The 25,039-nt window shown below is 68.3% G+C and carries 22 protein-coding genes; 16 read left to right on the top strand and 6 right to left on the bottom strand.

Annotated features, from left to right (window positions below):
* Window positions 1–9: 9 nt before the first annotated feature.
* Together POL67_RS04190 and POL67_RS04185 are read left to right on the top strand one after the other, a co-directional pair.
* Window positions 10–1,458 (top strand): SagB family peptide dehydrogenase, encoded by a 1,449-nt coding sequence (locus POL67_RS04190; protein WP_271915733.1) that lies wholly within the window; start codon window positions 10–12, stop codon window positions 1,456–1,458.
* The gene (locus POL67_RS04185; protein WP_271915732.1) at window positions 1,455–3,182 is read left to right on the top strand and encodes a S53 family peptidase; all 1,728 of its coding nucleotides are present in this window, start codon (window positions 1,455–1,457) and stop codon (window positions 3,180–3,182) included. Before POL67_RS04190 ends, POL67_RS04185 begins: the two co-directional genes overlap by 4 nt.
* On the opposite strand, the gene POL67_RS04180 is transcribed toward POL67_RS04185, so the two are convergent.
* Together POL67_RS04180 and POL67_RS04175 are read right to left on the bottom strand one after the other, a co-directional pair.
* The gene (locus POL67_RS04180; protein WP_271915731.1) at window positions 3,179–4,678 is read right to left on the bottom strand and encodes a flavin-containing monooxygenase; all 1,500 of its coding nucleotides are present in this window, start codon (window positions 4,676–4,678) and stop codon (window positions 3,179–3,181) included. The two genes, POL67_RS04185 and POL67_RS04180, sit on opposite strands and share 4 nt — an antisense overlap.
* Before the next feature lie 150 nt (window positions 4,679–4,828).
* Window positions 4,829–5,470 (bottom strand): glutathione S-transferase family protein, encoded by a 642-nt coding sequence (locus POL67_RS04175; RefSeq protein WP_271915730.1) that lies wholly within the window; start codon window positions 5,468–5,470, stop codon window positions 4,829–4,831.
* A 122-nt stretch (window positions 5,471–5,592) separates the two neighbouring features.
* Between POL67_RS04175 and POL67_RS04170 the strand changes: the two genes are divergently transcribed.
* The 8 genes from POL67_RS04170 to POL67_RS04135 all read left to right on the top strand — a co-directional run bounded on the left by POL67_RS04170 (window position 5,593) and on the right by POL67_RS04135 (window position 14,668).
* On the top strand, window positions 5,593–6,177 hold the full coding sequence (locus POL67_RS04170) for an alpha-ketoglutarate-dependent dioxygenase AlkB (protein WP_271915729.1): 585 nt from the start codon (window positions 5,593–5,595) through the stop codon (window positions 6,175–6,177).
* A 372-nt stretch (window positions 6,178–6,549) separates the two neighbouring features.
* Window positions 6,550–7,347 (top strand): cobalamin B12-binding domain-containing protein, encoded by a 798-nt coding sequence (locus tag POL67_RS04165; protein ID WP_271915728.1) that lies wholly within the window; start codon window positions 6,550–6,552, stop codon window positions 7,345–7,347.
* Window positions 7,344–9,362, top strand: a complete 2,019-nt coding sequence (locus POL67_RS04160) for a response regulator (protein WP_271915727.1) — start codon at window positions 7,344–7,346, stop codon at window positions 9,360–9,362. The genes POL67_RS04165 and POL67_RS04160 overlap by 4 nt, the downstream gene beginning before the upstream one ends.
* Window positions 9,363–9,370: 8 nt before the next feature.
* A complete protein-coding gene (locus POL67_RS04155; protein ID WP_271915726.1) occupies window positions 9,371–10,954 on the top strand; it encodes an ATP-binding response regulator in 1,584 nt (527 codons plus the stop codon).
* A gap of 58 nt (window positions 10,955–11,012) precedes the next feature.
* Entirely contained in the window at window positions 11,013–11,585 is a 573-nt protein-coding gene (locus POL67_RS04150) for a hypothetical protein (RefSeq protein ID WP_271915725.1), read from the top strand.
* 124 nt (window positions 11,586–11,709) lie between these two features.
* Window positions 11,710–12,693 carry an aldo/keto reductase gene (locus tag POL67_RS04145; RefSeq protein ID WP_271915724.1) on the top strand — a complete coding sequence of 328 codons (984 nt, stop codon included), beginning with the start codon at window positions 11,710–11,712 and terminating at the stop codon, window positions 12,691–12,693.
* 92 nt (window positions 12,694–12,785) lie between these two features.
* Entirely contained in the window at window positions 12,786–13,361 is a 576-nt protein-coding gene (locus tag POL67_RS04140) for a hypothetical protein (protein ID WP_271915723.1), read from the top strand.
* Window positions 13,362–13,402: 41 nt separating this feature from the next.
* A complete protein-coding gene (locus POL67_RS04135; RefSeq protein WP_271915722.1) occupies window positions 13,403–14,668 on the top strand; it encodes an FG-GAP repeat domain-containing protein in 1,266 nt (421 codons plus the stop codon).
* Here POL67_RS04135 and POL67_RS04130 read toward each other — a convergent pair.
* Window positions 14,652–15,587 (bottom strand): PAS domain-containing protein, encoded by a 936-nt coding sequence (locus POL67_RS04130; protein WP_271915721.1) that lies wholly within the window; start codon window positions 15,585–15,587, stop codon window positions 14,652–14,654. The two genes, POL67_RS04135 and POL67_RS04130, sit on opposite strands and share 17 nt — an antisense overlap.
* A 153-nt stretch (window positions 15,588–15,740) precedes the next feature.
* On the opposite strand from POL67_RS04130, the gene POL67_RS04125 reads away from it, so the two are divergent.
* From POL67_RS04125 to POL67_RS04110, 4 genes are all read left to right on the top strand, one after another.
* Window positions 15,741–16,418 carry an RNA polymerase sigma factor gene (locus POL67_RS04125; protein WP_271915720.1) on the top strand — a complete coding sequence of 226 codons (678 nt, stop codon included), beginning with the start codon at window positions 15,741–15,743 and terminating at the stop codon, window positions 16,416–16,418.
* Window positions 16,394–17,692: a FecR domain-containing protein gene (locus POL67_RS04120; RefSeq protein ID WP_271915719.1), complete on the top strand. Its 1,299-nt coding sequence runs from the start codon at window positions 16,394–16,396 to the stop codon at window positions 17,690–17,692. The genes POL67_RS04125 and POL67_RS04120 overlap by 25 nt, the downstream gene beginning before the upstream one ends.
* Before the next feature lie 17 nt (window positions 17,693–17,709).
* Window positions 17,710–18,732 carry a hypothetical protein gene (locus POL67_RS04115; protein WP_271915718.1) on the top strand — a complete coding sequence of 341 codons (1,023 nt, stop codon included), beginning with the start codon at window positions 17,710–17,712 and terminating at the stop codon, window positions 18,730–18,732.
* Between the two features lie 65 nt (window positions 18,733–18,797).
* Window positions 18,798–19,700 (top strand): hypothetical protein, encoded by a 903-nt coding sequence (locus POL67_RS04110; protein ID WP_271915717.1) that lies wholly within the window; start codon window positions 18,798–18,800, stop codon window positions 19,698–19,700.
* Window positions 19,701–19,713: 13 nt separating this feature from the next.
* Here POL67_RS04110 and POL67_RS04105 read toward each other — a convergent pair whose 3' ends face one another.
* Together POL67_RS04105 and POL67_RS04100 are read right to left on the bottom strand one after the other, a co-directional pair.
* On the bottom strand, window positions 19,714–19,962 hold the full coding sequence (locus tag POL67_RS04105) for a hypothetical protein (protein ID WP_271915716.1): 249 nt from the start codon (window positions 19,960–19,962) through the stop codon (window positions 19,714–19,716).
* 70 nt (window positions 19,963–20,032) lie between these two features.
* Window positions 20,033–20,980 carry a penicillin-insensitive murein endopeptidase gene (locus POL67_RS04100; protein WP_271915715.1) on the bottom strand — a complete coding sequence of 316 codons (948 nt, stop codon included), beginning with the start codon at window positions 20,978–20,980 and terminating at the stop codon, window positions 20,033–20,035.
* Between POL67_RS04100 and POL67_RS04095 the strand changes: the two genes are divergently transcribed.
* Complete coding sequence (locus tag POL67_RS04095) at window positions 20,875–22,914, top strand: serine/threonine-protein kinase (RefSeq protein ID WP_308789505.1); 2,040 nt, start codon at window positions 20,875–20,877, stop codon at window positions 22,912–22,914. The genes POL67_RS04100 and POL67_RS04095 overlap by 106 nt on opposite strands.
* The gene (locus tag POL67_RS04090) at window positions 22,911–24,179 is read left to right on the top strand and encodes an FHA and sigma-54 interaction domain-containing protein (RefSeq protein WP_271915713.1); all 1,269 of its coding nucleotides are present in this window, start codon (window positions 22,911–22,913) and stop codon (window positions 24,177–24,179) included. The genes POL67_RS04095 and POL67_RS04090 overlap by 4 nt, the downstream gene beginning before the upstream one ends.
* A 4-nt stretch (window positions 24,180–24,183) precedes the next feature.
* Here POL67_RS04090 and POL67_RS04085 read toward each other — a convergent pair whose 3' ends face one another.
* A complete protein-coding gene (locus tag POL67_RS04085; RefSeq protein WP_271915712.1) occupies window positions 24,184–25,035 on the bottom strand; it encodes a viperin family antiviral radical SAM protein in 852 nt (283 codons plus the stop codon).
* Window positions 25,036–25,039 lie beyond the last annotated feature (4 nt).

The raw sequence follows: 25,039 nt of genomic DNA, 5'->3' as shown, positions 1-25,039 counted from the left end.
GACGTTGCCATGATGGAAACCTGGCGAAGACGACTCGGCCTGCGCTTCCGCGAAGGGGTCACCTGGAGCCTGGACGCGAGCGGCGCCGCCCAGTTGACCTCGCCCTCGTTCCCCCCGATCCCGCTCGGGGCATTGCCGCAGGCTTTGCTCACCGCATTCGAGCGCCTCTGCGCCGAGGGCCCGACGATCGAAACGCTGGCCGAAGGCATCGCCGCGCAGGACGGGCCTCTCGCCGTAGCGACATTGCTCCACCACCTTCGCCGTCTGGAGCAGCTCGCGCTGCTCGCGTATGTCGTGCGCGACGGCGATACCACGGTATCGGTGCTGCACCCCATTTCGCCCTGGTTTTCCCTGGGCAGCGGAGACATCGACCTCGCGCGTCGTTACGTGCTCTCCCGCTTCGCGTATCAGCGCCGCGCCGGCGAGGGCCCCGTGCTGGAATCACCGCGCTGTCACGCGCTCCTGCGCATCGAGGACGCCCGGGCCGCGGCCCTCTGCTTCGCGCTCGCCCGCGCGACCACGCCCGCGACGCTCGCCGTCCCCGGGGCGAGCCCCGACGCGATGACAACCCTCGTCGGCTTGCTCGTCGCAGCCGGTTTCGTGATCCCGGCCGAAGTTTCAGGGCATACCGAGGAAGAACAAGCATTCCAGCTTGCAAGCTGGTCCTTCCACGACCTGCTGTTCCACACCCGCAGCCGCCCCGGCCGCCATTCCTGGCCTTGCGGCAAAACCTACCCCTTCCGCGACCGCGTACCGCCGCCGCCCGCCCTCCGGCCGCCGCGCACCGCAGCCCCTCCTCCCATTTCTCTCCCTCGCCCGGACCTCGACGCGCTCTGCAAGGCCGATCGTCCCTTCACCGCCGTGCTGGAGGGCAGGCGCACCATGCGCGTCCAGGGACGTGATCCCATTTCAGTGGAGCAGCTCGGCGAATTCCTGTACCGGTCCGCGCGGGTCTGCGCGCAGATCCCCGCTACGCCTGAATCCGGTTACGACGTCACCACGCGCCCATCCCCCTCCGGCGGCGCCTGCCACGACCTCGAAATCTACCTTGCGATCAATCGCTGCCGTGGCGTCGACGCGGGCCTCTACCATTACGACCCCGCCGCGCACGCCCTCTCGCGCATTCAGGGACGCACGCCCGAGGTCACGGCCCTGCTCACGGGCGCCGCGCTCTCGACACTCCGCGTCGAATTGCCACAGGTGCTCGTTTGCCTGGCCAGCCGGTTCCAGCGCGTGTCCTGGAGTTACGAGGGCATCTCGTATTCGGTCACCCTCAAGAACGTAGGCGCGCTTTATCAGACGTTTTACCTGGTCGCGACCGCGATGAACCTCGCCTGCAGCGGCGTGGGACGGGGCGATTCGGATCTCTTCTGCAAGGCCGCCGGCACCGAGTACTACGCGGAGACGACCGTGGGCGAATTCGTGCTCGGCAGCCGTCCCGAGGAGAGCGAGGAATGAGCATCGATCGTGTCGACATCGAGGACAGCGCCCGACCGCCCCTCGTCGGCGCCATGCTCAAGGGTGACGTCTCCCCCGACGAAATCATGACCGCCGTGCTTTGGTTGCGCACCCCGGAGGGCTCTCCGCCGCTCGTGGAGACCGCCTGGAGCGTGGTCCGCACCCGCGACCCCTGGTCGCACGAGCGTTATGCGGCCACCTACGCAGCGAGCGCGGAGGATGTCGCGCGGATCGAGGCGTTTGCCCGCGCGCACGATCTTTCCGTGGTCGACGTCCGGCGGGCTGCACGAACGGTGACGCTCCGCGGGACCGCACAATCTTTCGAGGCAGCATTCGGCGTGAAATGGAAACGCCATTCCTACAGGGGGGAAATCGACGTCACGCACGACGCACCCCTCTCCGTTCCCGCGAGCCTCGACGGTGTGATCCTATGGGTTTTCCTGCCCCGCAACGCGCCCTTCACGAACGACAGCCCGCCGCCCCGAAGACGCGCCGAGGCTCCGCCGGTCCCGCCGGCCGCCGCCCCTGACAAACCGTGGCGCTTTCACCCGCCGCCCCGCTTCGCCGAGCTTTACGATTTCCCGGCTGAACTCACGGGGGAAGGCGTATGCCTCGGGGTGCTTTCCCTCTACGGCGGCTTTTCCCCAGACGACATGCAAGTCTTCTTCGAGGGCCTCGGCATGCGCGCGCCAGAGATCCTCACCGTGGGGCCCAACCGCTGGGCGACCGGGCACGACACCTGGGCCAATTACGAGGTCAGCATGGACGCGCAGATCGCCTTCTCCTGCGCGCCCGGCGTGCGTCCGGTGGTGTATTTCTCTGGCGCGCGGGGAAACCACGACACCACGAGCTACAGCTACTTCCAGCTCATCAATGCCGCGCTCTTCGACACCGAGAACCGGCCCTCCGTGCTCACACTCAGCGCGGGGCTGCCCGAGGATCTGCCCGGCGTATGGACCCGGGCCGAGGCCACGCGGATCAACGAGCTGTTCGTCATCGCCGCCATCCTGGGAATCACGATCTGCCTTCCTTCGGGCGACTCCGGCTCCATTTTCCCCATGGCGCAGGGTATGTTCTCGGCGCCCTCGCGGGTCTATTTCCCGGGCTCCAGCCCCTGGGTCCTGTGCTGCGGGGGCACGACGCTGATCCTCGACGAGGAAGGCGCCCGGAAGGACGAGGTCGTGTGGAATCGCCTCGCTGACACCATGCTCCTCGCCTATGGCCATGCGGGCAGGACCGCCAACCTCGGCAGCAGCAGCGGCGGCGTGAGCGGTTATTTCGAGCGCCCCGCATGGCAGGCCCGCGCCGCCGTCCCCGTCCGGACCTTCGCCACGTTCCGCGACTGGGTCTTCACCGAACCGGCGAGCACGTTCGCCGGCCGCGGCTGCCCCGACGTTGCGGCCCATGCGGATTTCCTCGACGGATACCGCATCTTCGTGGACGGCGCCTACCGGTACGGCGGCGGGACGAGCGCGTCCACGCCGCTCCTCGCAGCGCTCGTGGCCCGCCTCTGCCAGGGCGTCGGGAGGCGCCTCGGGTTCCTCAATCCGCTGCTTTATCGATTGCAATTGGAAGAGAGGGCGAACGTCTTCCGCACCATCGTCTCCGGCAACAACGGCGGATATGCCGCCTCGCCCGAGGCTGGCTGGAACGCCTGCACCGGACTCGGCGCTCCCCGCGGGCGAGCGCTGCTCGAAGCGCTCCGCAAGGTGTACGGCGTTTAGGACGTCGCCCCCGCGTGGGAGCGCACCTCGGCGCCCGCGGAGGTCGTCCCGGCAAACTCCATCGTGCCGTCGTCCACCTCCCCGAATCGCAAGGCCGCGATGTCCAGCAGGTAATTCTGATTCACCTTCCACGGCTTCTTCGAGCCCTGCCGCGGGAACGCGCCGACCGCGCGCTGGACATACCCCGACGAGAAGTCGAGCAAGGGCAACTCCTCCATGTCGGAATCCCCGCGGCGCGGCGTGCATCGGCGCGCGCTGATCGCGTCCATGTGGTTCAGCAAGCGACAAACGTATTCGGAGACGAGATCGGCCTTCAGCGTCCACGATGCGTTCGTGTACCCGAACGCGCACGCCAGGTTTGGCACGTCGCTGAACATCACGCCCTTGTAGCTGAGGAGCTTCGACGACTCCATGCGACGGCCGTCCACCACGACCTCCACGCCGCCGAGGAAAAGGAGCCGGAGCCCCGTCGCCATGACGACAAGATCCGCTTCGAGCTCCTGCCCCGACACGAGCCGCAGCCCCTTCTCGGTGAACGTCTCGATATGGTCCGTGACGACCGACGCCTTGCCCGCCCTCACCGCCTTGAAAAGATCCCCGTCCGGCACGACACAAAGACGCTGATCCCAGGGATTGTATCGGGGCGTAAAATGTTTGTCGACGTCGTAGTCTTGCCCGAGCTGCCCTCGCACGAGGTCGACGAGACGCTTCTTCATGCCCTCCGGCCTCCGCCGCGCGAGCTGATAAAAGAACATGCCCACGAGCACGTTTTTCCAGCGCGTGACGTCGTACGCGACATGCGAGGGGACGCGCTTCTGGAGCCAGCGCGCGATCACGTCCTGGGACGGGAGCGATACCACGTACGTCGGCGAGCGCTGAAGCATCACCACGTGCGCGGCCTCCTTGGCCAGCTCCGGCACGAGCGTGACGGCCGTCGCGCCGCTGCCGATCACGACCACGCGTTTTCCGCGATACTCGACGTCGTCCGTCCAGAATTGCGGGTGCACGACGCGACCCTGGAAGCGCTCGGTGCCCGAGAATTCGGGAGCATATCCCTTCTCGTAATCGTAGTAGCCGCTGCACATGAGCAAGAAATTGCACGTGAAGCGGACGATCTCCTTCGAAGGGCCGCGCTCGACCTCCACCGTCCACGCCGCGCGCTCACTCGACCACGAGGTCCGCACGACCCGGCAGCCGAACCGGATCTTCGATTCGATCCCGTCCTCGCGGGCCGTCTCGCGGATGTACGCGAGGATCGCCGGACCATCCGCGATCGCCTTCCGGTCCTTCCACGGCTTGAACGAGTAGCCGAGCGTGTACATGTCGGAATCGGAGCGGATGCCCGGATAACGAAAGAGGTCCCAGGTCCCGCCGATGGCCTCGCGCCCCTCGAGGATCGCGAAGGTCTTGCCGGGGCATCGGGTCGTGAGGTGGTGAGCCGCCCCGATCCCCGATAACCCTGCCCCCACGATGATCACGTCGAAATGTTCGGACATCTCTCGCACCTGCTCGTCACGCACCGCAGACGAGCCCACCGTAGCAGGACGAGCCGGCACTGGCTATCTCCGTGATATGCCGGCTCCCTCCTGCCGCGTGTGGCGGGTTCCTGTCCCGCGCCGTCGTCGCGTCCGCCGGTTCGTGGAAGGTCAGCCCTTCCAGTGCGGGGGAATCGTCTTCGCGTAATAAGGCAATGCCTCGATGCGCTTCATCCACACGGCGATGCGGGCGGGCCACCGGTCACCGAGGCCGTGCGCGGGCAGCCGGTCGTCGACGCGGCGGATGGCGCGGATGTGCGGGTACACCGCGAAATCGGCGAGCGAGAGCTCCCCCACGAGCCAATCGCCCGTGAGCCGGGCCTCCCATCGCGCGAGCTCATCGAGGATCGCCGCCTGGGCCTCGGCGATCTTGGTCGCGTCCCGCGCCTCTTCTTTGGTGTACAAAGTTTCCTGGAACAGACGTCGCTGCACCGGGGCGATGTAGCCGTCGGCCTCGGCGGCGAGCTGTCGGGCCTGCGCGCGCGCGGCCACGTCGCGGGGCCAGAGCGGGGAGTCGGGGAATCGCTCTTCAAGGTACTCGACGATCGCGTTCGACTCGGCGATCACGAGGCCGTCATGCACGAGGACGGGCACCTTTCCGCGCGGGTTGATCGCGAGATACTCGGGGGTGCCCGTCTCCCCGCGGTCGAACGAGAGCAGCTTCCAATCGTAGTCGAGCTTCTTGTGCTCGAGCGCGAGCCATACCTTCCAGGCGTACGGCGATCCGGAGCCGTAGTAGAACGTGAGCGCCATCGAAACGAGCCTCCTTCAGCCGAACGCGGCCGGGCCCGGAGTAAAACCACTCGAAAGGGCGAGGTCAACCACCCGCAAGCGACTCGCTTGTGCTCCCCATCGTCTGAACGTATGATCAGCCCATGATCCCGCTCCGCACGATCGCGCTCGACGAGACGCACCACGTAGAGGTCGGCGCCCTGCCGGAGGCCCTGGTCCCGGATGCCACCGGCCTCGAGGCGCTCTGGGCGCTGCACCCCGACGCGTTTCACGAGATCAAGATGCACGGCCGCCTCGTGCGCACGCCGCGATGGCAACAGGCGTACGGCGCGGACTACCGCTACACGGGCAACACGAATCGCGCGCTGCCGCTCACGCCCGAGATGGAGGACTGGCTCGGCTGGGCGCGCGCGACATTCGAGCCGCGGCTGAACGGCTTGCTCTTCAACTGGTACGACGGCGCGGAGGGGCATTACATCGGAAAACACCGCGACAGCGACATCAACCGCATCGAGGGCTCGCCGATCGTCACGATCTCCTTCGGCGAGGAGCGGGTATTTCGAATGCGGCCGTGGCGAGGAAAAGGGTTCGTGGACGTCCCCGCCCTTCATGCAGGGGTCATCGTGCTCCCATGGGACACGAATCGAGCCTGGACCCACGAAGTGCCCGCGCCCAAGGGCGCACGCGGACGCCGGATTTCGATCACCATTCGCGCGTTTCACGGGTAAAACGCCACCCCGCGCGGAGGCTCACGTCCACGTGCTGCGCGGCCCGGCCGAGCCTTCTCGGCGGCCCATTCCAGGGAAGCCTCAGCTCGGCCATTGCCGCACAAGCGCACAGCGCGAATGCTCGCCATGGCCAGGTTTGCCCCGTTTGCATGCTTGCCAGTCCACCAACTACTTATACTCAGGTGTGTCCCTACGGGTCATCCCGACGCAGAAATCAATGCCACACGGGCGGGCTCGGGATGCAAAGAATCATTCCCGTTCTGGTCATGGCTCCTCACGACAGACGAAACCCGCGATCGGCCGGCTCCCGGAGGCCATTGGAACCAATTCCCATCTCCCGATCGTGACGAGGCTCTAGCAAGAAGCGAATCCATGTTTTCCGAGGGCAAAGCGCACGAGGGCGAGGGGTTGCAAATCGACGGATGGGCCTGCCATTCGACCCTGCCGCGGGCGTCCTCCGTGCAACACCTCCGAAGCCCCATGGACCTCGACGATCTGTGTGCGCAATTCGTCAAAGCTCAGCTCGCAGGCGATCGGCGTGAAGCATTGCGCCTGGTGATGGAAGAAGGCGTCGGGCGCGGCGCGCCGGCCGCGGAGCTGTCCCAGCACGTCCTCGAGGCCGCCCAGCGCGAGATCGGGCTGCTCTGGCAGGACAACCGGATCAGCGTGGCCGACGAGCACCTCGCGACCGCGGTCGCGCAGGTCGTTCTCGCGCACCTCTACCGGCTCTCGCCTGCCTCACCGCTCATCGGCAAGCTCGTCGTCTTCGGCTGCGTCGAGGGCGAGCACCACGATTTCCCCGCGCGCCTCGCCGCCGACGCCCTCGACCTCGCGGGCTACGAGGTTCGATTCCTCGGCGCCGACGTCCCCACCGAATCGCTCGTGTCCATGATCCACAGGGAGCGCCCCGACCTCGTCGCGCTCTCGGCCACGATGAGCTTCAACCTCCACTCGCTGCGCATGACCGTGGCGCGGCTGCGGTCCGACTTCGGCGACGCGCTGCCCATCCTCGTCGGCGGCGCCGCGTGCAGTACGCTCGCCGATCCCGCGGGGGAGCTCGGCGCCGACGAATTCGCCCGCGACGCCCGCGAGCTCATCGAGGTCGCGGGCCGGCTGGTCGCACGCCCGGCGTCCCACGTGCGGCACCTGGCCCTCGGAGGGACGGCATGAACGAACGAACGGACGCGCGCTGGCTCTCCGAGAGCCGTGAGCTCGCGCTCGCATGCGACGCGCTCGGGGTCATCCAGTGGGCCGACGTGCGCGCGCGAAACCTCCTCGGCGCGCAGCCCGGCGCCGCGTTGACCACGCTCGCCGTGCCCGGCACCGAAGAAAAAACCCAAGCGCTGCTCACGCGCGCGGTGGGGAGTGAAATCCGCGGCTGGGAGCTCGCGCTCCTCTGCCACGGCAAGCCCGCCACCGTGTCATTCAGCGCGCGCCCGAACGGCGAGGGCGGCGTCGAGCTCTTCGGCTTCGTGTACCCGGAGGGCTACGGCGGCGCGATCGAGCAGCTCAGCCGCGCCCTCACCGAGATCGTGAACCTGAACCGCGAGGTCGTGCGGCAACAACGCGAGATCGAGCAACAACACGCGGAGCTCACCCGCACGAACCGCGAGCTCGACGAGTCGAACCGCGGCGTTGTCACGCTCCACGCCGAGATCGAAGAGAAGGCCGACGCACTCCGCCGCACCTCCGAGGTCCGCCGTCGCGTCCTCGCCAACGTGAGCCACGAGTTCCGCACGCCGCTGCACTCGATCCTGGGTCTGTCCCAGCTTCTGCTCGACGGCACGGATGGCCCGCTCAGCGAGGAGCAGCAGAAACAGATCCGCTTCATCCGCACCTCGGCCGAAGAGCTCTCGCAGCTCGTCAACGACGTCCTCGATCTCTCCAAGGCCGAGGCTGGCAAGCTCACGCTGCGCGCGGACCTCTTCACCGTCTCCGACTTCTTCGCCTCGCTGCGCGGCATGCTCCGGCCTCTCCTGCCCTCGCACCCCGGCGTGGATCTCCTCTTCGAGCTGCCCGAGGGCAACATCACGCTCGAGACCGATCGGGGCAAGGTCGCTCAGATTCTCCGCAACCTCATCACGAACGCGCTCAAGTTCACCGAGCAGGGCCGTGTCGTGGCGAGCGCCGTACGTCGCGGCGACGAGGTGGTCTTCCGCGTGCAGGACACGGGCATCGGGATCGCGGCCGAGCACTTCGATCGCGTCTTCGAGGAGTTCGGGCAGATCGACGGACCCGTCCAGCGCAAGCACAAGGGCATCGGCCTCGGCCTCGCCCTCTCGCGGCGCCTGGCGGAGCTGCTCGGCGGGACGCTCACGGTCGAGAGCAAACTCGGCGAAGGATCCACCTTCACCCTCACGATCCCCGCCACGCACCCCGAGGTCCGCGAACTCGCGACGCTCGCCGCGCGCCCGCTCGATCCCTCGCGCTCGCCAGTGCTCATCGTCGAGGACGATCGCAAGACGATGTTCATCTACGAGAAGTTCCTCTCGCTCGCGGGCTTTCAGGTCGTGCCCGCGCGCACCGTCGACGACGCGCGCAAACAGCTCGGCACGTTCCGCCCTGCGGCGATCGTGCTCGACATCATGCTCGAAGGCGAGGCCACCTGGGATTTCCTGGCCGAGGTGAAGCAGAGCCCGGAGACGCGCGAGATCCCCGTGCTCGTCGTCACCGTCATCAACAAGGAGCAACGCGCGCGCGCGCTCGGCGCCGACGAGTTCTGGCTCAAGCCCGTCGATCAGGATCACCTGCTCCGCAAGCTGAAGAGCGTGGCGCGGCCCGGCACGCCGGCGCGGCTGCTCGTCATCGACGACGACGAGCGAGCCCGGTACCTCATGCGCAAGCTGCTCGAAAAGACGCCCTACGAGCTCATCGACGCGCGCACCGGGCCCGAAGGCGTGGAGCTCGCCCAAAAGCTCCGTCCCGAGGTCATCCTCCTCGACTTCCTGCTGAAGGACGTCACCGCGTTCGACGTCCTCGACGACCTCAAGGCCGACCCGCGCACGCGGAGCATCCCCGTGGTGATCGTCACGTCCCACGTGCTCGAGCCCTCCGAACGCGAGCGGCTCGTGGCCGAGACCGAGGCGATCCTCTCGAAGGACAGCCTCTCGCGCGAACTCGCCATCCACCGCATTCGCGACGCCTTGCGGAAAGCAGGTGTGGGCACCTCATCGAGCACGGAGTGACGGGACGCATGCAACGGAACAACGGCAAGGCGCGGGAGCATGGGGGCAAGATCCTCAACGTGAACGACAACGAGGTCGCGCGTTATCTCGGCACGACGATGCTCCGCAGGGCCGGCCTCGACGTCGTCGAAGCGTCGAGCGGCATGGACGCGCTCGAGATGATCCACCGCGCTCCGCCCGACGTGGTGGTGCTCGACGTCAAGCTGCCCGACATCGACGGCTTCGAAGTCTGCCGGCGCATCAAGGCAAACCCAGACACCGCGGGCGTGAAGATCCTGCACACGTCGGCGACGTTCGTCTCGCTCGACAAGAAGGTGCAGGGGCTCGACATCGGAGCCGACGGTTATTTGACGCAGCCCTTCGAGGCCACCGAGCTCGTGGCCACCGTGCGCTCGCTCCTGCGGCTCGCGCAGGCCGAGCGTGAGCTCCGCGCGCGCGCCGATCGCCTGGCCGAGGCAGACCGTCGCAAGGACGAGTTCCTCGCCATGCTGGCGCACGAGCTCCGCAACCCGCTCGCGGCCATCACCGCGTCGCTGCCGCTGCTCGAACAACGCGACGCCGTGAACAAGGGCGAGCGCCGCGCCCGCGAGGTCCTGCGACGTCAGACCGTGCACCTCGCGCGGCTCGTCGACGATCTGCTCGACGTCTCGCGCGTCACGCAGGGCAAGATCGACCTGCGCCTCGGGCCGGTGGATCTGAAGAGCCTGCTCGCGCGTGTGGTGCTCACGACACGCGAGCGCAGCACTAACGCGCGCGGCCAGACGCTCACGCTCGCGCTGCCGGACGTGCCCGTGCAGATCCGCGGCGACATCACGCGCCTCGAACAGATCTTCACGAACCTGCTCGACAACGCGAGCAAGTACACCGACGTCGGCGGTCACATCCGCATGCGCCTCGATCCGATCACATCCGGCGGCGCCACGTTCGCGCGCGTCACGGTGCGCGACGACGGCGTCGGCATCGCGGCCGACGCGCTTCCCATGATCTTCGGCCTCTTCGCGCAGGCCAGCGTGACGCTCGCGCGCTCGCGTGGCGGCCTCGGGATCGGCCTCACGCTCGTGCGCACGCTCGTCGAGCTGCACAGCGGCCAGGTGGAGGCGCGCAGCGAGGGCATCGGGCACGGCGCCGAGTTCGAGGTGCGCTTGCCGCTGCTCGGGGTCGCCGAGGCGGGCGAACGCGCGTCGCAGCGAGGAACCACCGAGCTCCGCCGGCGGCGCGTCTGCATCGTGGAGGACAACGTCGACGCGCAGCAGGCGCTCGGCAATCTCTGCGAGATGTGGGGCCACGAGGTCCACGCCGCCTCGGATGGAATCGTGGGCGTCGGCAAAGTGCTCGAGCTCCTGCCGGACGTGACGCTCATCGACATCGGCCTGCCGGGCATCGACGGGTTCGAGGTGGTGCGGCGGCTGCGCGCCGATCCCCGCGGAAGAGGCCTCTGGCTCGTGGCGCTGACGGGGTATGGATCACCCGAGCAACGCACCTCCGCGCTGGCCGCCGGGTTCGACGTGCACCTCGTCAAACCGGTCGAGGTGCACAAGCTGCAGGAGCTGCTCGACGAGGGGCCCCCGGCCGTGCGCGCCTCGCGGCTCTAATCCGGCCGAAGGGCGCCCGCCCTGGTTTTCAGGGAACCCTCCCTTTATGCTCACCGGTATGCTCTCGAAATTCACCATTACCGGGCTCACCTTGCGAGGCCATCTCGACGCGTTCAAAGCGGTCGACGCTCCGCGCACCGTCTATACGAGGTACGGGCTCGGCCGCGTAGGGCCGAGCGGTGAGTTCGAGTTCCACGAGACGTGCCCTATCGACAAGCTCGTCCGGGCGGAGAACGAGCTGTGTGCGCTCATCGGTCCACAGAAGGCCTTCGAGATGGGCGTCGCGGGCATGAAGTACGCCGAGAGCCCGCCAGGCGTGACCGACATCGTCACGGCGATGCAGATGTTCGACGCCGCATACCATTTCAATCACCTGGAGGACGGCGTCCCCATGTTCGACCCGCAGACGGGTACGATGCGCGAAGGCATCGGTCATTACCGGTGCCTCTCCATCTCGCGACACCGCGCCGTCATGGAAGTGGACGTGCCTTACCCTTGCGATTTCGATCGCGGGCTCATGCAAGCCTGGGCGCGGCGGTTCGAGCGCACCGCGCTCGTCACGCACATCGAGCCCTCGGTCTGCCGAAAAACCGGCGCCCCGCGGTGCCGTTACGAGGTGAGCTGGAAATAAAGCCGTGCAGCTGGTTTGCGTGGCACAGCCGAGAAGCAAGAAACCAGCCGGGACCACGGGGCCCCGAGGGATGGTGCGCATGCGGCGCGGGCGCTACCATGCGGCGCGACAAGAAGGAGCCCTCATGCACACGCGTAAGCTCGGTCCCCTCACGGTCTCTGCCCTCGGCCTCGGCTGCATGGGCATGAGCGATTTTTACGGCCCGCGCGACGAAGCCGAGTCAATTGCCACGATTCACCGCGCGCTCGATCTCGGCGTCAACCTGCTCGACACCGCGGACATGTATGGCCCATTCACGAATGAAGAGCTCGTCGGCCGCGCCATCGCGGGCCGAAGAGGCGAGGTCGTCCTCGCGACGAAATGCGGGATCGTGCGTGATCCGAACGACACGCGCGTGCGCGGCGTCAACGGCACGCCCGCGTACATCCGGAACTCGTGCGACGCGAGCCTCCGGCGCCTCCGCGTCGACGTGATCGATCTGTATCAGCTCCACCGCGTGGATCCCAAAACGCCCATCGAGGAGAGCGTGGGCGCGATGGCGGACCTCGTGAAGGCGGGCAAGGTGCGGGCCATCGGCCTCTCGGAGGCGAGCGCGGCGACGCTCCGGCGCGGGCACGCGGTCCATCCGCTGGCCTCGGTGCAGACGGAATACTCGCTCTGGACGAGGGATCCGGAGGACGACATCCTTTCCGTCTGTCGCGAGCTCGGCATCGGCTTCCTCGCCTACAGCCCCCTCGGCCGCGGCTTCCTCACGGGGCAAATCAAGCGCTTCGAGGACCTCGCGCCCGACGATTTCCGCCGCAGCTCGCCGCGCTTCCAGGGGGAAAACTTCCAGAAGAACCTCGACCTCGTGGCCAAGGTGGAGACAATCGCCGCCGAAAAGGGCGTGAGAGCGTCGCAGCTCGCGCTCGCGTGGGTGCTCGTCCAGGGTGATTTCATCGTGCCCATTCCGGGCACGAAGCGCCGGAGCTACCTCGAAGAGAACATCGCGGCAGAGGCCATCTCGCTCTCGGCGGACGATCTCGCGCGCCTCGACGCGGTCATGCCCCGCGGCGCTGCGGCCGGGGCGCGTTATGCCGAGGTGAGCATGCGCCTCTTGAATGCGTGATCGGCGCGGGTAGGCGCTCCCGCCCCGTGGCGGGAGCCTGCCCGCCTCCGCGCCCGACCTGGTGTTCCGCTGCCTGTCCGCTATCCTGCGGGATGCTCTCGGAATTCGCGGCCACCCGCCCCATCCTCGAAAGTTACTTCGACGCGTTCAAAGCGGTGCCCGACGCCCCGCGCGCCGTCTTCACGAAATACGGGCTCGCCCGGGTGGGACCGAGTGGCGAGCTCGAGATCCCGCCGGCCAGCCCGCTCGACAAGCTCATTGCCGCGCTGGGCGAGTTGCTCTTGCTCGTCGGCCCGCAGAGAGCCTTCGAGATGGGCTGCCAGGTCGTCAACCACGCCGCCATTCCGCCCGGGGCGACCGACATCGCCACGGCGATGCAAATCTTCGACGCTGGATACCACCTCAATCACCTCGAAAACGGCGTGCCCATGTTCGATCCGCATACGGGCACGATGCGGGAGGGCATCGGTCATTACAAATGCGCCTCCGTTTCCCGGCACCGCGCCGTCATGGAGGTGGATTCCCCCTACAATTGCGATCTCGATCGCGGAATCATGCAGGCCTGGGCGCGGCGATTTGAACGCACCGCGCTCGTCACGCACCTCGAACCCTTGGTTTGTCGAAAGCTTCGCGGGTCGCGTTGCCGTTATGAGGTGAGCTGGAAGTAGAGAGCGGCACGGAATCCAGGAAACCAGAAAGGAGCTTCCCTTTGTTTCGTCCTATCTTCAGCACGTTTCTTTTCCTCCTCGGCGGGGCGGCGTTCAGCGCCTGCGCTTCGAACGACCCCGATGCCAATGGCACCTCGTCCTCGGGCAGCAGCGCCTCGTCGAGCAGCTCGGGCACGGGCGGCGCGGGCGGGTCCGGCGGCGCGGGCGGGTCCGGCGGTACAGGCGGCGCCGGTGGCGCCGGCGGCGCGGGCGCGCTTTTCAAGGCGCCAGCCTCGTACGTCGTCGGCGCGGACCTCTCTCCGCCCCTCTGGCTCGCCGGCGGCGACCTCGACGGGGACGGCGCGACGGACATCGTCACGGCCAATTCCCTGCAAGACAATACGTACACGATCCTCCGTGGCAAAGGCGACGGCTCCTTCGGCCCGCCGGAGACGTTCCCCGTGGTCATGAATATGAACACGATCTCGCTCTTCTCCGCGGCCATCGGTGACCTCTCGGGGGACGGCAAGGCGGACATCGCACTTTCGCACCTCGGCACGGTCTCGGTCCTCGTGAACCAGGGCGACGGCACGTTCCCGTCGCAGGCCATGAGCGCGAGTTACGAGGCCCTCGGCCAGGGAATGCACCTCGTCGTGCGGGACGTGAATGTGGACGGCCTCGGAGATTTGATCGTCCCTGGCCAGTCGGGCATCGGCGTGCACGTGCTCCTCAGCAAACCCGACGGGACGCTCGCGCCTGCCGTCACCTACCCCGCCGGCACGGCGCCCATCAGCATCGCGACCGCCGATTTCGACGGCAATGGCTCGCTCGACCTCGCCGTCGCCGCGTTTGATGACGTGAGGATCCTCCTCGGTCACGGCGATGGGACGTTCGCCGCTGCGACCGGCTACCCCGCGGGGAAGCTCGCGCGCGCCGTGGCAACGGGCGACTTCAATGGCGACGGGCACGTCGATCTCGTCGCGGCGAACGCGGAGAGCAACGACATGTCCGTGCTGCTCGGCAACGGCGACGGGGCCTTCCAGGCGGCCGTGCACCACCCCTCCGGCGGCGCGCCGATGGCCATCGGCGTCGCGGACTTCAATGGCGACGGGCACGTCGACGTGGCGGTCGAGAATTTCACGACCTCCGATCTGTCCATTTTCCTCGGCAACGGCGACGGCAGCTTCCAGCCCCTTCAGAAGCTCGCGCTCGGCCTGAGCCCCAATGGCCTTTTGATCGACGATTTCGACACGAATGGCCGCCCCGACATTGCCGTCGCGAATCGCCAGGATCGCGACGTGCTCGTCCTCCTCAACGCCGGCCCCTGATCGCCCACGCAATGCCGCTCTGGAGCGTGCCCAGGGTGACGATCCCCTGGAGGTCCGCGCCGAGATCCACGAGCGTGCGCGCGATGGCCGGGCTCATTCCCGTGAGCACGACCTCGGCGCCGAGCAGCTTCGCGGCCTGCGCCGCATGAACGAGCGCCTGCGCGACGTGCGTGTCGACGATACGGATGCCCGTGACATCCAGGATCGCGACCGTCGCCTGGTGCCGCGTGATCCCTTCGAGCAACGCATCGAGGATTTGCTGGGCCCGCCGCTCGTTGATCGTGCCGACCAGGGGCATCGCGACGACGTGGTCGGCGATGGGCAGGAGCGGGATCGTCAGCTCGCGAATCGTCGCTTCCTGCGCAGCGATGATTGTCTCCTGCAAGGCGGCGCGTGCCTGCTCCGCCTCTTGCTCGCGCGACATATCGATGGCCACCGTGCCCACACCGAATACCTCACCGCGCTCGTCCCGGATCGGGAACTTCACCGTCATGAAGGTCCTCCTCGACCCGTCGGGCACGGTCAGCGTAGCGGCGAACTGCATCCGCCCCTCCGTGAGCGCGCGCCGATCCGCCGCATCCATCCTCGGCACGTCCGCCGCCGCGAGCACGGACGAACCCGGATGCCCCAGCAACTCCGCCGACGAGCGGCCCGCGAACTTCGTATATTCTTCGTTCACCAGGACGAACCGCCCCTCGAGATCCTTGACGAACATCAAAGCGGGCGTGTTGTCGAGGAACGCCCAAAGCACGGCCTGCTGCGCCAAGAGGTCCTGCTCCATCCGCTTCGACTCGGTCCCAAGGGCCGCAGCCGCAGTCCCCTCCACCTTGGCGAGCCTGCGACGGAGCCGCTCGACCTCCGCCCGCAGCTCGTCGCGCTCGGCCTCGATTCCACTCGCGCTCTGGGCGCAATCGTTCATGACATTTCCCCCAAGTCTTCGACCCTACCCGCTCTCATTGGTAGCGTAAAGGGCGACGCACGTTCAGGACGCGTACGGGCGACGGCTTCAATCCGTGAGACAACCAACCGATGAGCCGTCTGGACGAGGTGCGGATACTGTGGCGTCATCAACGTGGGTACGTCGCAACTTTCCACGAGAACGAGCGAGCATCCTGCGGCCGGCAGCGGCGGCGGCGTGGTCGTCCGGGCCCTCCCTTTCGTGGGGGACGACGCCGTCTTGGTGACCGCCGTTCGTGCGGGCAACCGCGCGGCGATCGCGGCGCTTTACGATAGGTACGAGGCGCACGTCATGCGGACGCTCGTGCGCGTGCTCGGCGCCGATCGCGAGCTCGCCGATATCCATCACGATGTGTTCGTCCGCGCGCTCGGCTCGATCGACGAGCTACGCGACCCGGGCGCCTTGCGCGCCTGGCTCACCTCGATCGCCATTTTCACCGCCCGAACCTGCATCTTGCGCCGCTCGCGCCGATTCTGGCTCCGGCTCTTGCCCTGGTATGAAGTCCCCGAGGTGGAGGCGCCTCTGCCGAGCAGCGAGGTGACGGAGGCCCTTCGCGCCACGTACACGATCCTCGATGGTTTGCCCGTCGACGAGCGGATTCCCTTCGCGCTGCGCTTCGTCGGGGGGATGGAACTCACGGAGATCGCGGAGGCGTGTGGCGTCTCGCTCGCGACCATCAAACGGCGGCTCGCGCGCGCCGAGGCCCATTTCACCGAGCAGGCGCGGGAGCACCCGGCCCTCTCGGACTGGCTCGAAGGGAGTGCACGATGGGGAGCTCCGAAGAAGCGCTGATCCGGCTCGGCCGCAGGATCGCCGCGGAGCAGGACGAGATCCTCCGCCGCCGGGCGCCCGATCCCGCGGCGCGCGCGCGCCTCTTCACCGCGGACGCTGCGCGGCGGGCGCATCCTCCCCGGCGAGCCCGGAAACGGTTTGTCGGGGCGGCTCTCGCCGTGGCAGCGGCAACGTGCCTCCTCATTTTCTTCGTCCTCGGGCAGCGCCCGCTCACGTTTCACGTCGGCGCGGGCGACGGGGCCTATGCGGGCAGGGCCGGGGCCTTCATCGCGACGCCGGCCGGGCGCATGGTGCCCGTGGTCTTCTCGGATGGGACACGCCTCCGCATCCAGCCGGATTCGAGCGTCCGAATTGCCTCCGTGGATCGGGCGGGTGGGCGCGTCGTGCTCGAAAATGGCGCGCTCGAGGCCTCCGTCGTGCACCACGAGGGCACACGCTGGCTCGTCGACAGCGGCCCCTTCGAGATCCTGGTCACGGGCACACGTTTTCATGTCGCCTGGGATCTCGCCGCCGAGCGGCTCACGCTGCACCTCGTCGAAGGCTCGGTCTCGGTCGCAGGTCCCATCCTCGGCGAAGGAATCGCCCTGCGCGGCGGCGATACGCTGGAGGTGAACCGCAAGGAGGGGCGCTTCGTGATTCACCGGGACAACCAGGAGACACGCGAGACGCCGGACGTCCCTCAGAATGCGGCAGAGCCGCCGTCCTTGCCCGAGGACCCGCCCGAAAAAGCCCCGGATCCACCGCCTGCGCCGAACGTCCCGCGCGCCGCACCGCCGCGCAAGATAGCCCTTCCGCCCACACCGCCGGGCCCCTCGTGGCGTGATCTTGCGGCCTCGGGCAAATACAAAGACGCCCTCGAAGCGGCGGACCGCGAGGGGCTCGGTGCCATTTACGAGACAGGTAGCGCGGCCGATCTCCGCGACCTCGGCGACGCCGCCCGCCTGACCGGTGATACGGCGCGCGCCGTGGAAGCGTTCTCGGCGCTGCGACGGCGCTTCCCGGCCGACGAACAAGCCGCCGAGGCGGCCTTCCTCCTGGGAATCATCAGCTTCGACAAACAGGGCGCGCATGCGGAGGCCGCGCGCTGGTTCGCGACGTACCTGCGCGAGCGCCCGCGCGGCAGGCTCGCCCGGGAGGCCGCGGGGCGCCTCCTCGAAGCGCGCCTACGCTCCGGGGACAAACCCCTCGCCCGCGAGGCGGCGCGCGCGTATCTGCGCAATTTCCCGGGTGGCCCTCACGCCGAGGTGGCTCGGGCGGCGGCGGGGGACGAATGAGGGCGGCCTCGCTTTGCGTGTTCCTCGCCCTGATTTCCCTCCCGCTCGCCGATGCGCGCGCGAACGGCGAGCCACGGATCGTCCTCGTCGCGCCTGCGAAGGACGAGGGGATCGCGGTGCGCATTCGCGCCGAGCTCGAGGCACTCCATTTCGAGGTCCTCGACGTGGAGATGGAGGCAGGTCCGCCGGCGCGCGAGCCGCTGGAGGAGGCTGCGCGCAAGAGCGACGCGGTCGCGGCCGTGCGGATCGTCCCGTCGAGCGCCGGCGTCGAGGTGTGGATCGTCGACCGAATGACCGGAAAAACCGTGCTCCGCGAGCTCGTCGCGGAGCACGAGCCTCCGCACGGCGGCAGCGCCACGATTGCGCTCCGGGTGATGGAGCTGCTCCGCGCGAGCCTCATGGAGCTCGACGCGCCGCGGCCCCCACCCGGCGAGGTGGCCCCGCCTGCGGTCATTCGCGAGATCCTCGCCCCTCGCCCCGCCGAGGCGCCGCCTGCCGCCGCGCGCCCCAACAAACGGCCTCTCCTCACGCTCGAGCTCGGGCCGTCCATGCTGATGAGCCCGGGCGGCATCGGCCCCTCGGGGCTCCTCCATACGTCCATGCACATCTTGCGACCGAGCGAGCGGATCGGGATGAGCGCCTTCGTATCGATCCCGGTTGTCCCGGCGAACCTCCTCGGCCCCGAGGGCGTGGCGACCTCGCGTATCGGCTTGCTCGGCGTGGGGTTTCGGGGATCCTTCGCGCCGCGCGGCGCCGCGTGGAACGTGAACGTAGGCGCCGGCCTCTCGGCGGTCCTGCTCCATTTCGAAGGCCGCCCTGCGCGCTCGTATGCGGGGACGAGCGAGACGCTCTTCACCTTCGCGCCGTACCTTCGCGCGGGGCTCGGCTATGCGGTGACGCCGCATCTTCGAATCCGGGCGGACGTGCTCACCGGCGTCACGGCTCAGCGTCCGGTCGTCCAATTCGTCGGTCGCGTGGCGGCGACCTGGGGTTTGCCCTTCGTCTCTCCCTCCCTCGGCGCCGAGCTCTCCTGGAATTGAAATAAAATGCCTGCGACGTGAGCCGTGCCGGCAGGCTCTGGAGACTGTTCGGGGGAGAGGTGCTCATGTCGCTACGAAATGGTTTGCGAAGTGGTGCTTTCGTCGTTTCGATGGTCCTCGCAGGTCTCTTTTCCGCTGCATCCGGGCTCCTGCCCGGCTGCAACGTGATCGTCGCCGAGCCCATCCAGACGTCGAGCGACGTGGGGAATCCGTGTGTACCTTTCGTCGAACTCGACGCACGATTCCCCGGCTCGAAGGTCACGGAGCGCAGCATCGTGACGAATGATTTCCAGCAATGCGAGACCGGAATTTGCCTGCTCAACAATTTCCAGGGCCGCACGAGCTGCCCGCTCGGCCAACCCGAACCGACCCCATGCACGGGCCCCCTGGATGCAAGCTGCGGCCCGGACCAATCGTGCGTCGAATCCGGCGTCGTCCCGATCCCTTGTGATCCTCACGCGGCGGACGGGGGCGTCTCGCAATGCGCGAACTACGGCGGCGCGTGCAACGCGGAGCGCAGCTCGTGCGAGTGCACGGCGGACAACCATTGCCCCCAGGGCACGACGTGCGACGTGGGCACGAAGGAATGCAAAAAGTACGTCTGCCACGTGCCCGGGAGCTGCCAGAGCGGAGGCGCGAACGCGCTCGAGAACGAGGGCAAGAGCTGCTGCGTCCCCGGCTCGGACGCGCCGGTCTCGAGCGCCGTCTGCGGCCAGTGCAAGCCACGCCCTCCGGAGCAAGCGGTGTATTGTTCCTGCCGCTGCGGCCCTGCGGAAGGCGCACCGGACGAAGGGAACTATTGCGACTGCCCGGACGACTTCGAATGCAAGGAGCTCGTCCCCTACGTCGGGCTCGGTGATACGGCGGGGAAGTATTGCATCAAGAAGGGGACGGCGTGGGACGGCACGTGCGGCGCCGTGGACGGGTATTTCGACCCCGTCGCCTGCAAGGGTGTCGGTTTTCCCTGAGCCTCCCCTTTCTTCATCCCCGCCCGCCGCGGCCGCGCGGATGCGCGCGATCGATGGGCACGCCGTGACGCCACGGCTCGCCCGGGCTGTCCCCTCGGTCACTGACCACGCCCGTCGCCGGCCGGTCGCCCTCGTACCCGGTCTGTTGCACGTGTTCCTGCGCGAGGCGCTCGCTCTCGACGGTCTCGATGTCCTGCCGGACGCCCTGTTCCGCGGCTTCCTCGCCCTTCGGCTTGCTCGGCCCCTGATTCTGACCTGCCATTCGGATCACCTCCCAGGCGCCGATCTCTCGGGCCGCCCAGCGCCCGCGGCAAGCGTGGAAGGAAAACCCGTTACCGTGGCGCCCGGCGCGCCCCCCGCAGCCGAGGCAGGATGTCCGCGAGCCGATGCCCGAGCGCCACCGCGGCCGGGTCCCGGAACCGGACGTGAAAATGCGTCGCGTGCCCCCAGGCGTGGCGAACGATCGTGTCCCGCTTCGTGGGGGTCGGAAAAACGTCCTCGGGCGGGCGCTCGCCCTCGGGCAGGGTCGCGACGTGCGCTTGCAAGAGCCGCTGCACCGAAACATCGATGAAGATCATCTCGACATGGCCTCCCTCGATCAGCGCCCGCACGAGCGCCCAGGTACGCGCCACGTCGAGGTTCTGCGCCGTGGCGCGCTGGTACCAGGTCGCCTGCGTTTTGTAATAATATCCAATATCGGCGTCGAGGCCGGATTGATGGCTCCGGTGGGGCTTGAGCCAGCCGCCGCGCTCGCGGGCGATGTCGCCGACATAAAGCTGGGGTGAGCCCGGAAAACACCGCCGCACCTCCCGCACCGCGCGCTCGATCGAGCGAATGACGAGCTCCGTGCCCCAACCATAACCGCCCGCGCGCAGGATGCCCTCGGAGTCCTTGAGCTCCACGCCGCCGAACAGCGATCCCCGCGTGGGCGAACCCAGCGACGCCGAGCCGAGCGCGTCGGGTTTCTCCTTGGCGAGGCGAAACAGCTCCGCGGCGGGCGGAGGCTCGGACGCGCGCATCTCGATCGCTGGCTCCGGCGCACAACGCGCGGGCACGTTCGGCGCCTCCGCCGGGATCACCGCCGCGGGCACGTCGCTCGGCGGCGCAGGCGCGAGCACAGACGCGACCCCCGGCAGAGCTCCCAAGCGAAGCGCGGACGTCATCGGCGCGGCGGGTGCCGCCTCGTTCGGACGTGAAGGCGCCCCGCGCTGCGCGGCGGCGACCACGATCCACGCCGCAGCGACGATCACGATCGCGGAGCCCAGGACGCGCGGGGGCACGGACCTCACACCTCCATTCTACGCCGAAAACGCTCGCGAGCAGCCCACTTCGTGGCGCGGCCGATGTTGTGAGCCCCAACGGATGTTCCCGTCTCTTCCGCCCGACCCAGGCGTCGTCGCAGACAAACGCCGCGCTCGACCTGCCTTCCGCCTTCCCTCCGTTGGCTGAATGGTGTAACCGGCAGTACGTGGATTTGCGTCCGGGTGACCGTGTCGATCGCTACACGCTGATCCGGCCCCTTGGGGAGGGTGGACAGGGGGCGGTGTGGCAGGTGGTCGATCCCCTGGACGAAGGGGCCACGCGAGCCTTGAAGCTCGTTCACCTCTCGGAGGCCGGGCAGGCGGCGTTCGCGCGCGCCCGGCGCGAGGCGAAGATCCTCGCGGCGCTCGATCACCCGGGGCTCTGCGCGTGCCACGCGTTGTTCGAGGATCTCGACAAGGGCCTCGTGGGGGTCGTGCTCGACCTCGTCCAGGGCTCCACGCTCGACGCAGCGATGCACGATCGGCGGATGTCGAAAGGACATCGGTTCGCCGCGCTTGCGCAGGTGGTCGACGTCCTCGCGTACGTGCACGCGGCCGGGCTCGCGCACCGCGATCTGAAGCCGGCCAACGTGCTCGTGACGGACGCGTTCTGGGAAACCCCGCACCGGCCCGGAACGGTGAAGCTGGTCGATTTCGGGATCGCCGTTCCGATCGGCAATCCGCAGCGCTTGACGGCGGTGGGCGGCGTGATCGGGACCGTGCGGTATCTCGCGCCCGAGCTGTTCCGCCCGAGCCGGCGCGCAGCGGCCGAGGAGAGCTGCGCGCGCGACATGTTCGCGTTCGGCGTCATCGCGTGGGAGCTGCTCTGGGGCACGCACCCCGCAGGCCTCGGCCCTTCAGCCTCGTTCGAGGCCATGGCGCAAAGGTACGCGGACATCGAGGCGGGGCGGAGGCCCTGGCCGAATCCGAGTTTGTCCGGGCCCTGGGGCACGGCCATCGCGGCATGCCTCTCGCTCAGGCCGGAGGATCGCCCGGAGCACGGGGCCGCGCTCGCGTCGGTGCTGAAAACGGGCGCGCCTCCGCCGAGCCGGCGCGCGCCGCACGGCGCCCTTCCCTCGCGCACCGAGCCCCACGCGCCGGCCGCAGCACCGTTCGTCCCGCGCACGGAGCCCATGGCCCCGGTCGCGAGGACGGCTCCGATGCCAGCGCCGCGGCATTCGTCGGCGCCTGTGCGTCGGGACCAACCCGCGGGGCGCGGGGCGCGGGGCGCGATGTACGCACTGGCGGGGGCGATCGCGCTGCTCGCAGGAGCCATTTACATGAAGCCCCCCGGGAAGTTCGCCGCAGACGACGTTCCGCTGCTGTCGCTGCCGACGTCGAGCCCCAGCGCGACGCCGCTCGTGCAGTCGCCGCCCCCGAAAGCCGTCGAGCAAGACCGCGCCGGCGTCTGCTGCGGCGGGCCCGATTGCAATCCCGCGAGGAAGGACACGCGCGGGACATGGTGCGAGAAAAATCCAGATCAATGCGCGCAATGCAGCTCGGACCGGCCCTACGTCCCCGGACGCTGCGCGGAGATGTTACCTCACGCTCGGCCGTTCCTGCTGCGGCTCGCCCATCTCGGCGGCGGACAGGCGGACCTCTCGGTCTGCTTCCGCCGCGCGGACGATCCTCGAAGCGAAGTGCAATGTATCGCCGCGGCCCAAGGTGCGGACACTTCGCGAGACGGGACAATCGCCCGGGAGCGACGTCTCTCCGTGACGGCCGGCCAGCTCTCGCAGAAGCCGGGTCTGGAGATCACGATCAAGGATTCACGGGGCGAGACGGTCGCCCAAGGGAACCATATCTTTCACCCGAAAGGGCTCTTGACCTCCGCGCTGTGTGTCGGGACGGAGTTCCGTATTGGCGACAGGCAGATCCCCGTCGCGTTTTACCTCGACGATCCATCGCCATGAGCCAGACCACCACGGAAGAGCATCGACCGCCAGCGCGGGGCGATGGTCCGGGCGGTGAGCCTGTCCTGCTCGCTGCGTTCCCCACGCTCGCCGCCCTTCCACTGCCGGGCCCGCGTGAGCCTATGGGCCGCGCCTTCCTCGCCCAGCGCGGCCTGATCGACGGGGAGGTCTCGGGCCAGCACCTTCGATTCTCGCGACCCGGAGGACGCATCCACATCGAGGACCTCGGCTCCCGCAACGGGACGTTCATCGGCGGCCACGCGCTTCGCCCACGAGAAGCCGTGCCGCTCGAGGACGGCGCCGTCGTGCGAATCGGCCGCACGCTCCTCGTCTTCCGGGAGCGATTCGAAGGCCCGCTCGCCCCGGAGGCGCCGCTCGGGGCGCTCGTCGGGCCGTTCGGATTGCGGGGCGTGCGCAGAGACCTCGCGCGGCTCGCCCATCGGCCCATGCCCAACGTGCTCATCCTGGGCGAGACGGGAACGGGCAAGGAGCTCCTGGCCGAGCAGGTCACGGGCGCGCTCGGCCGTGCGGGGAAACCCTTCGCCGCGGTGAACGTCGCCGCAATGCCGGCCACGGTCTTCGAGGCGCACCTGTTTGGCTGGAAAAAAGGCGCGTTCTCGGGCAGCGCGGACGGGGGTGAGGGCATCCTGCGCGCCCACGCGCGCGGCACGGTTTTTCTGGACGAGCTCGGCGAGCTCGCGCCCGACCTGCAGCCGAAGATGCTTCGCCTCCTGGAGAACCGGGAGGTCTTGCCCGTCGGCGAGAGCAAGCCGCTCAAGGTGGACGTCCACCTCGTCGCCGCGACGAACCGCGACATCGAGGACATGATCGAAGCCGGGACGTTCCGGCGAGACCTGTATGCGAGATTTCTGGCGCGTATCGAGATCCCACCGCTCCGCGAGCGACCCGAAGACCTGTTTGCCATTCTGGAACATCTCTTTCGCAGGCGCGGGGTCATGCTCGATCCGCGACGGGTGGAAGTGGAAGCGCTGGAGCGGCTGATGCTCGCGCCCTTCCACGCCAACGTGCGCGAGCTCGACCTCCTCGTGACCTACATGGAGCCGAGCGGCGGAATCACCCTGCGCGCCGTCGCCGAAATCCTTGGCGGGGCCGCGGGAGACGCCGGCGCGCGGCCGCTCTCACGTGATCTGGTCAATCGCGTGCTCGCCGAGTGCAAAGGAAACAAGTCCGAAGCCGCGCGGAGGCTCGGGGTGGACAGGGCGAAGCTCCTGCGGCTCCTGCGCAAGATCGCCGAGGAGGGATGAGGCCTCAAAAGGCATAATCTCCCCCGCGCCCCTGGAACCGAGCGAGCGAGAAACGAACGCTGTCCCAGGCAGCCTCCAAGCCGACGTCGAGGATCGGGCGGCCGTAATGGTGCACGCTGTCCATGTCGTCGAAAAAGCGGCCGGCAGGATCCACCATGGCGTAGCTGCCGAGGATGTCCTCGTGGTCCTCGGGCACGAGGGTGATGCCGCGCTCCTGCACGCGCTCGTGCCGCGCGACGAATGCACGAAATACCTCGGCGGTGCACAGGAGCGGCTCGACGCGCCCGGCGTTCTGGCCGTCGATCGGCAGCACGCGCAAGACCTTCCATCGCTCCGGACGGAGGGCGAGGATCAAATCGGACATGTCCTCATCGGCATGGAGCGCCGTGACCACGGTGTTCACCTTGATGCGCATTCCCAGCGCGCGGGCTCGCTCGATCATCTCGACGTACCTCGTGGTGGGAATGGCGTTGCCTCGCACGGCGCGCCCGAGGGCGACGTGTGTATCCTCGGAGGCGCTGTCGATGCTCAACGTGAGCCAATCGAGCCGTCCCTGGAGCGACGCGAGAACCTCGTCCGCGAGGCGGGTACCGTTCGTGACGAGCATGGTCACGGCCCCACGCTCTTTCGCGACCCTGATGAGCTCCGGGAGCCAAGGGCAAAGCGTTGGCTCTCCCCCGGCAAACGTGATCTTGCGGAATCGTTCTGCGAGGAGCTCGACGACGCGGATGGAATCGGCACGAGGCAAGTGGCCGCGGGGCAGGTCCGTCGCTGCGATGTCGTCGAAGGTCGCAAAACAATGGCGGCACCGCATGTTGCACGGCTTCCACAGGTGGTAGTTGACGGAAGGGGGCATGGGT

Source organism: Polyangium mundeleinium, assembly GCF_028369105.1.
Lineage (GTDB): Bacteria > Myxococcota_A > Polyangia > Polyangiales > Polyangiaceae > Polyangium > Polyangium mundeleinium.
The sequence above is the reverse complement of the archived record's forward strand: the minus strand, read 5'-3'. Positions and strand labels throughout refer to the sequence as shown.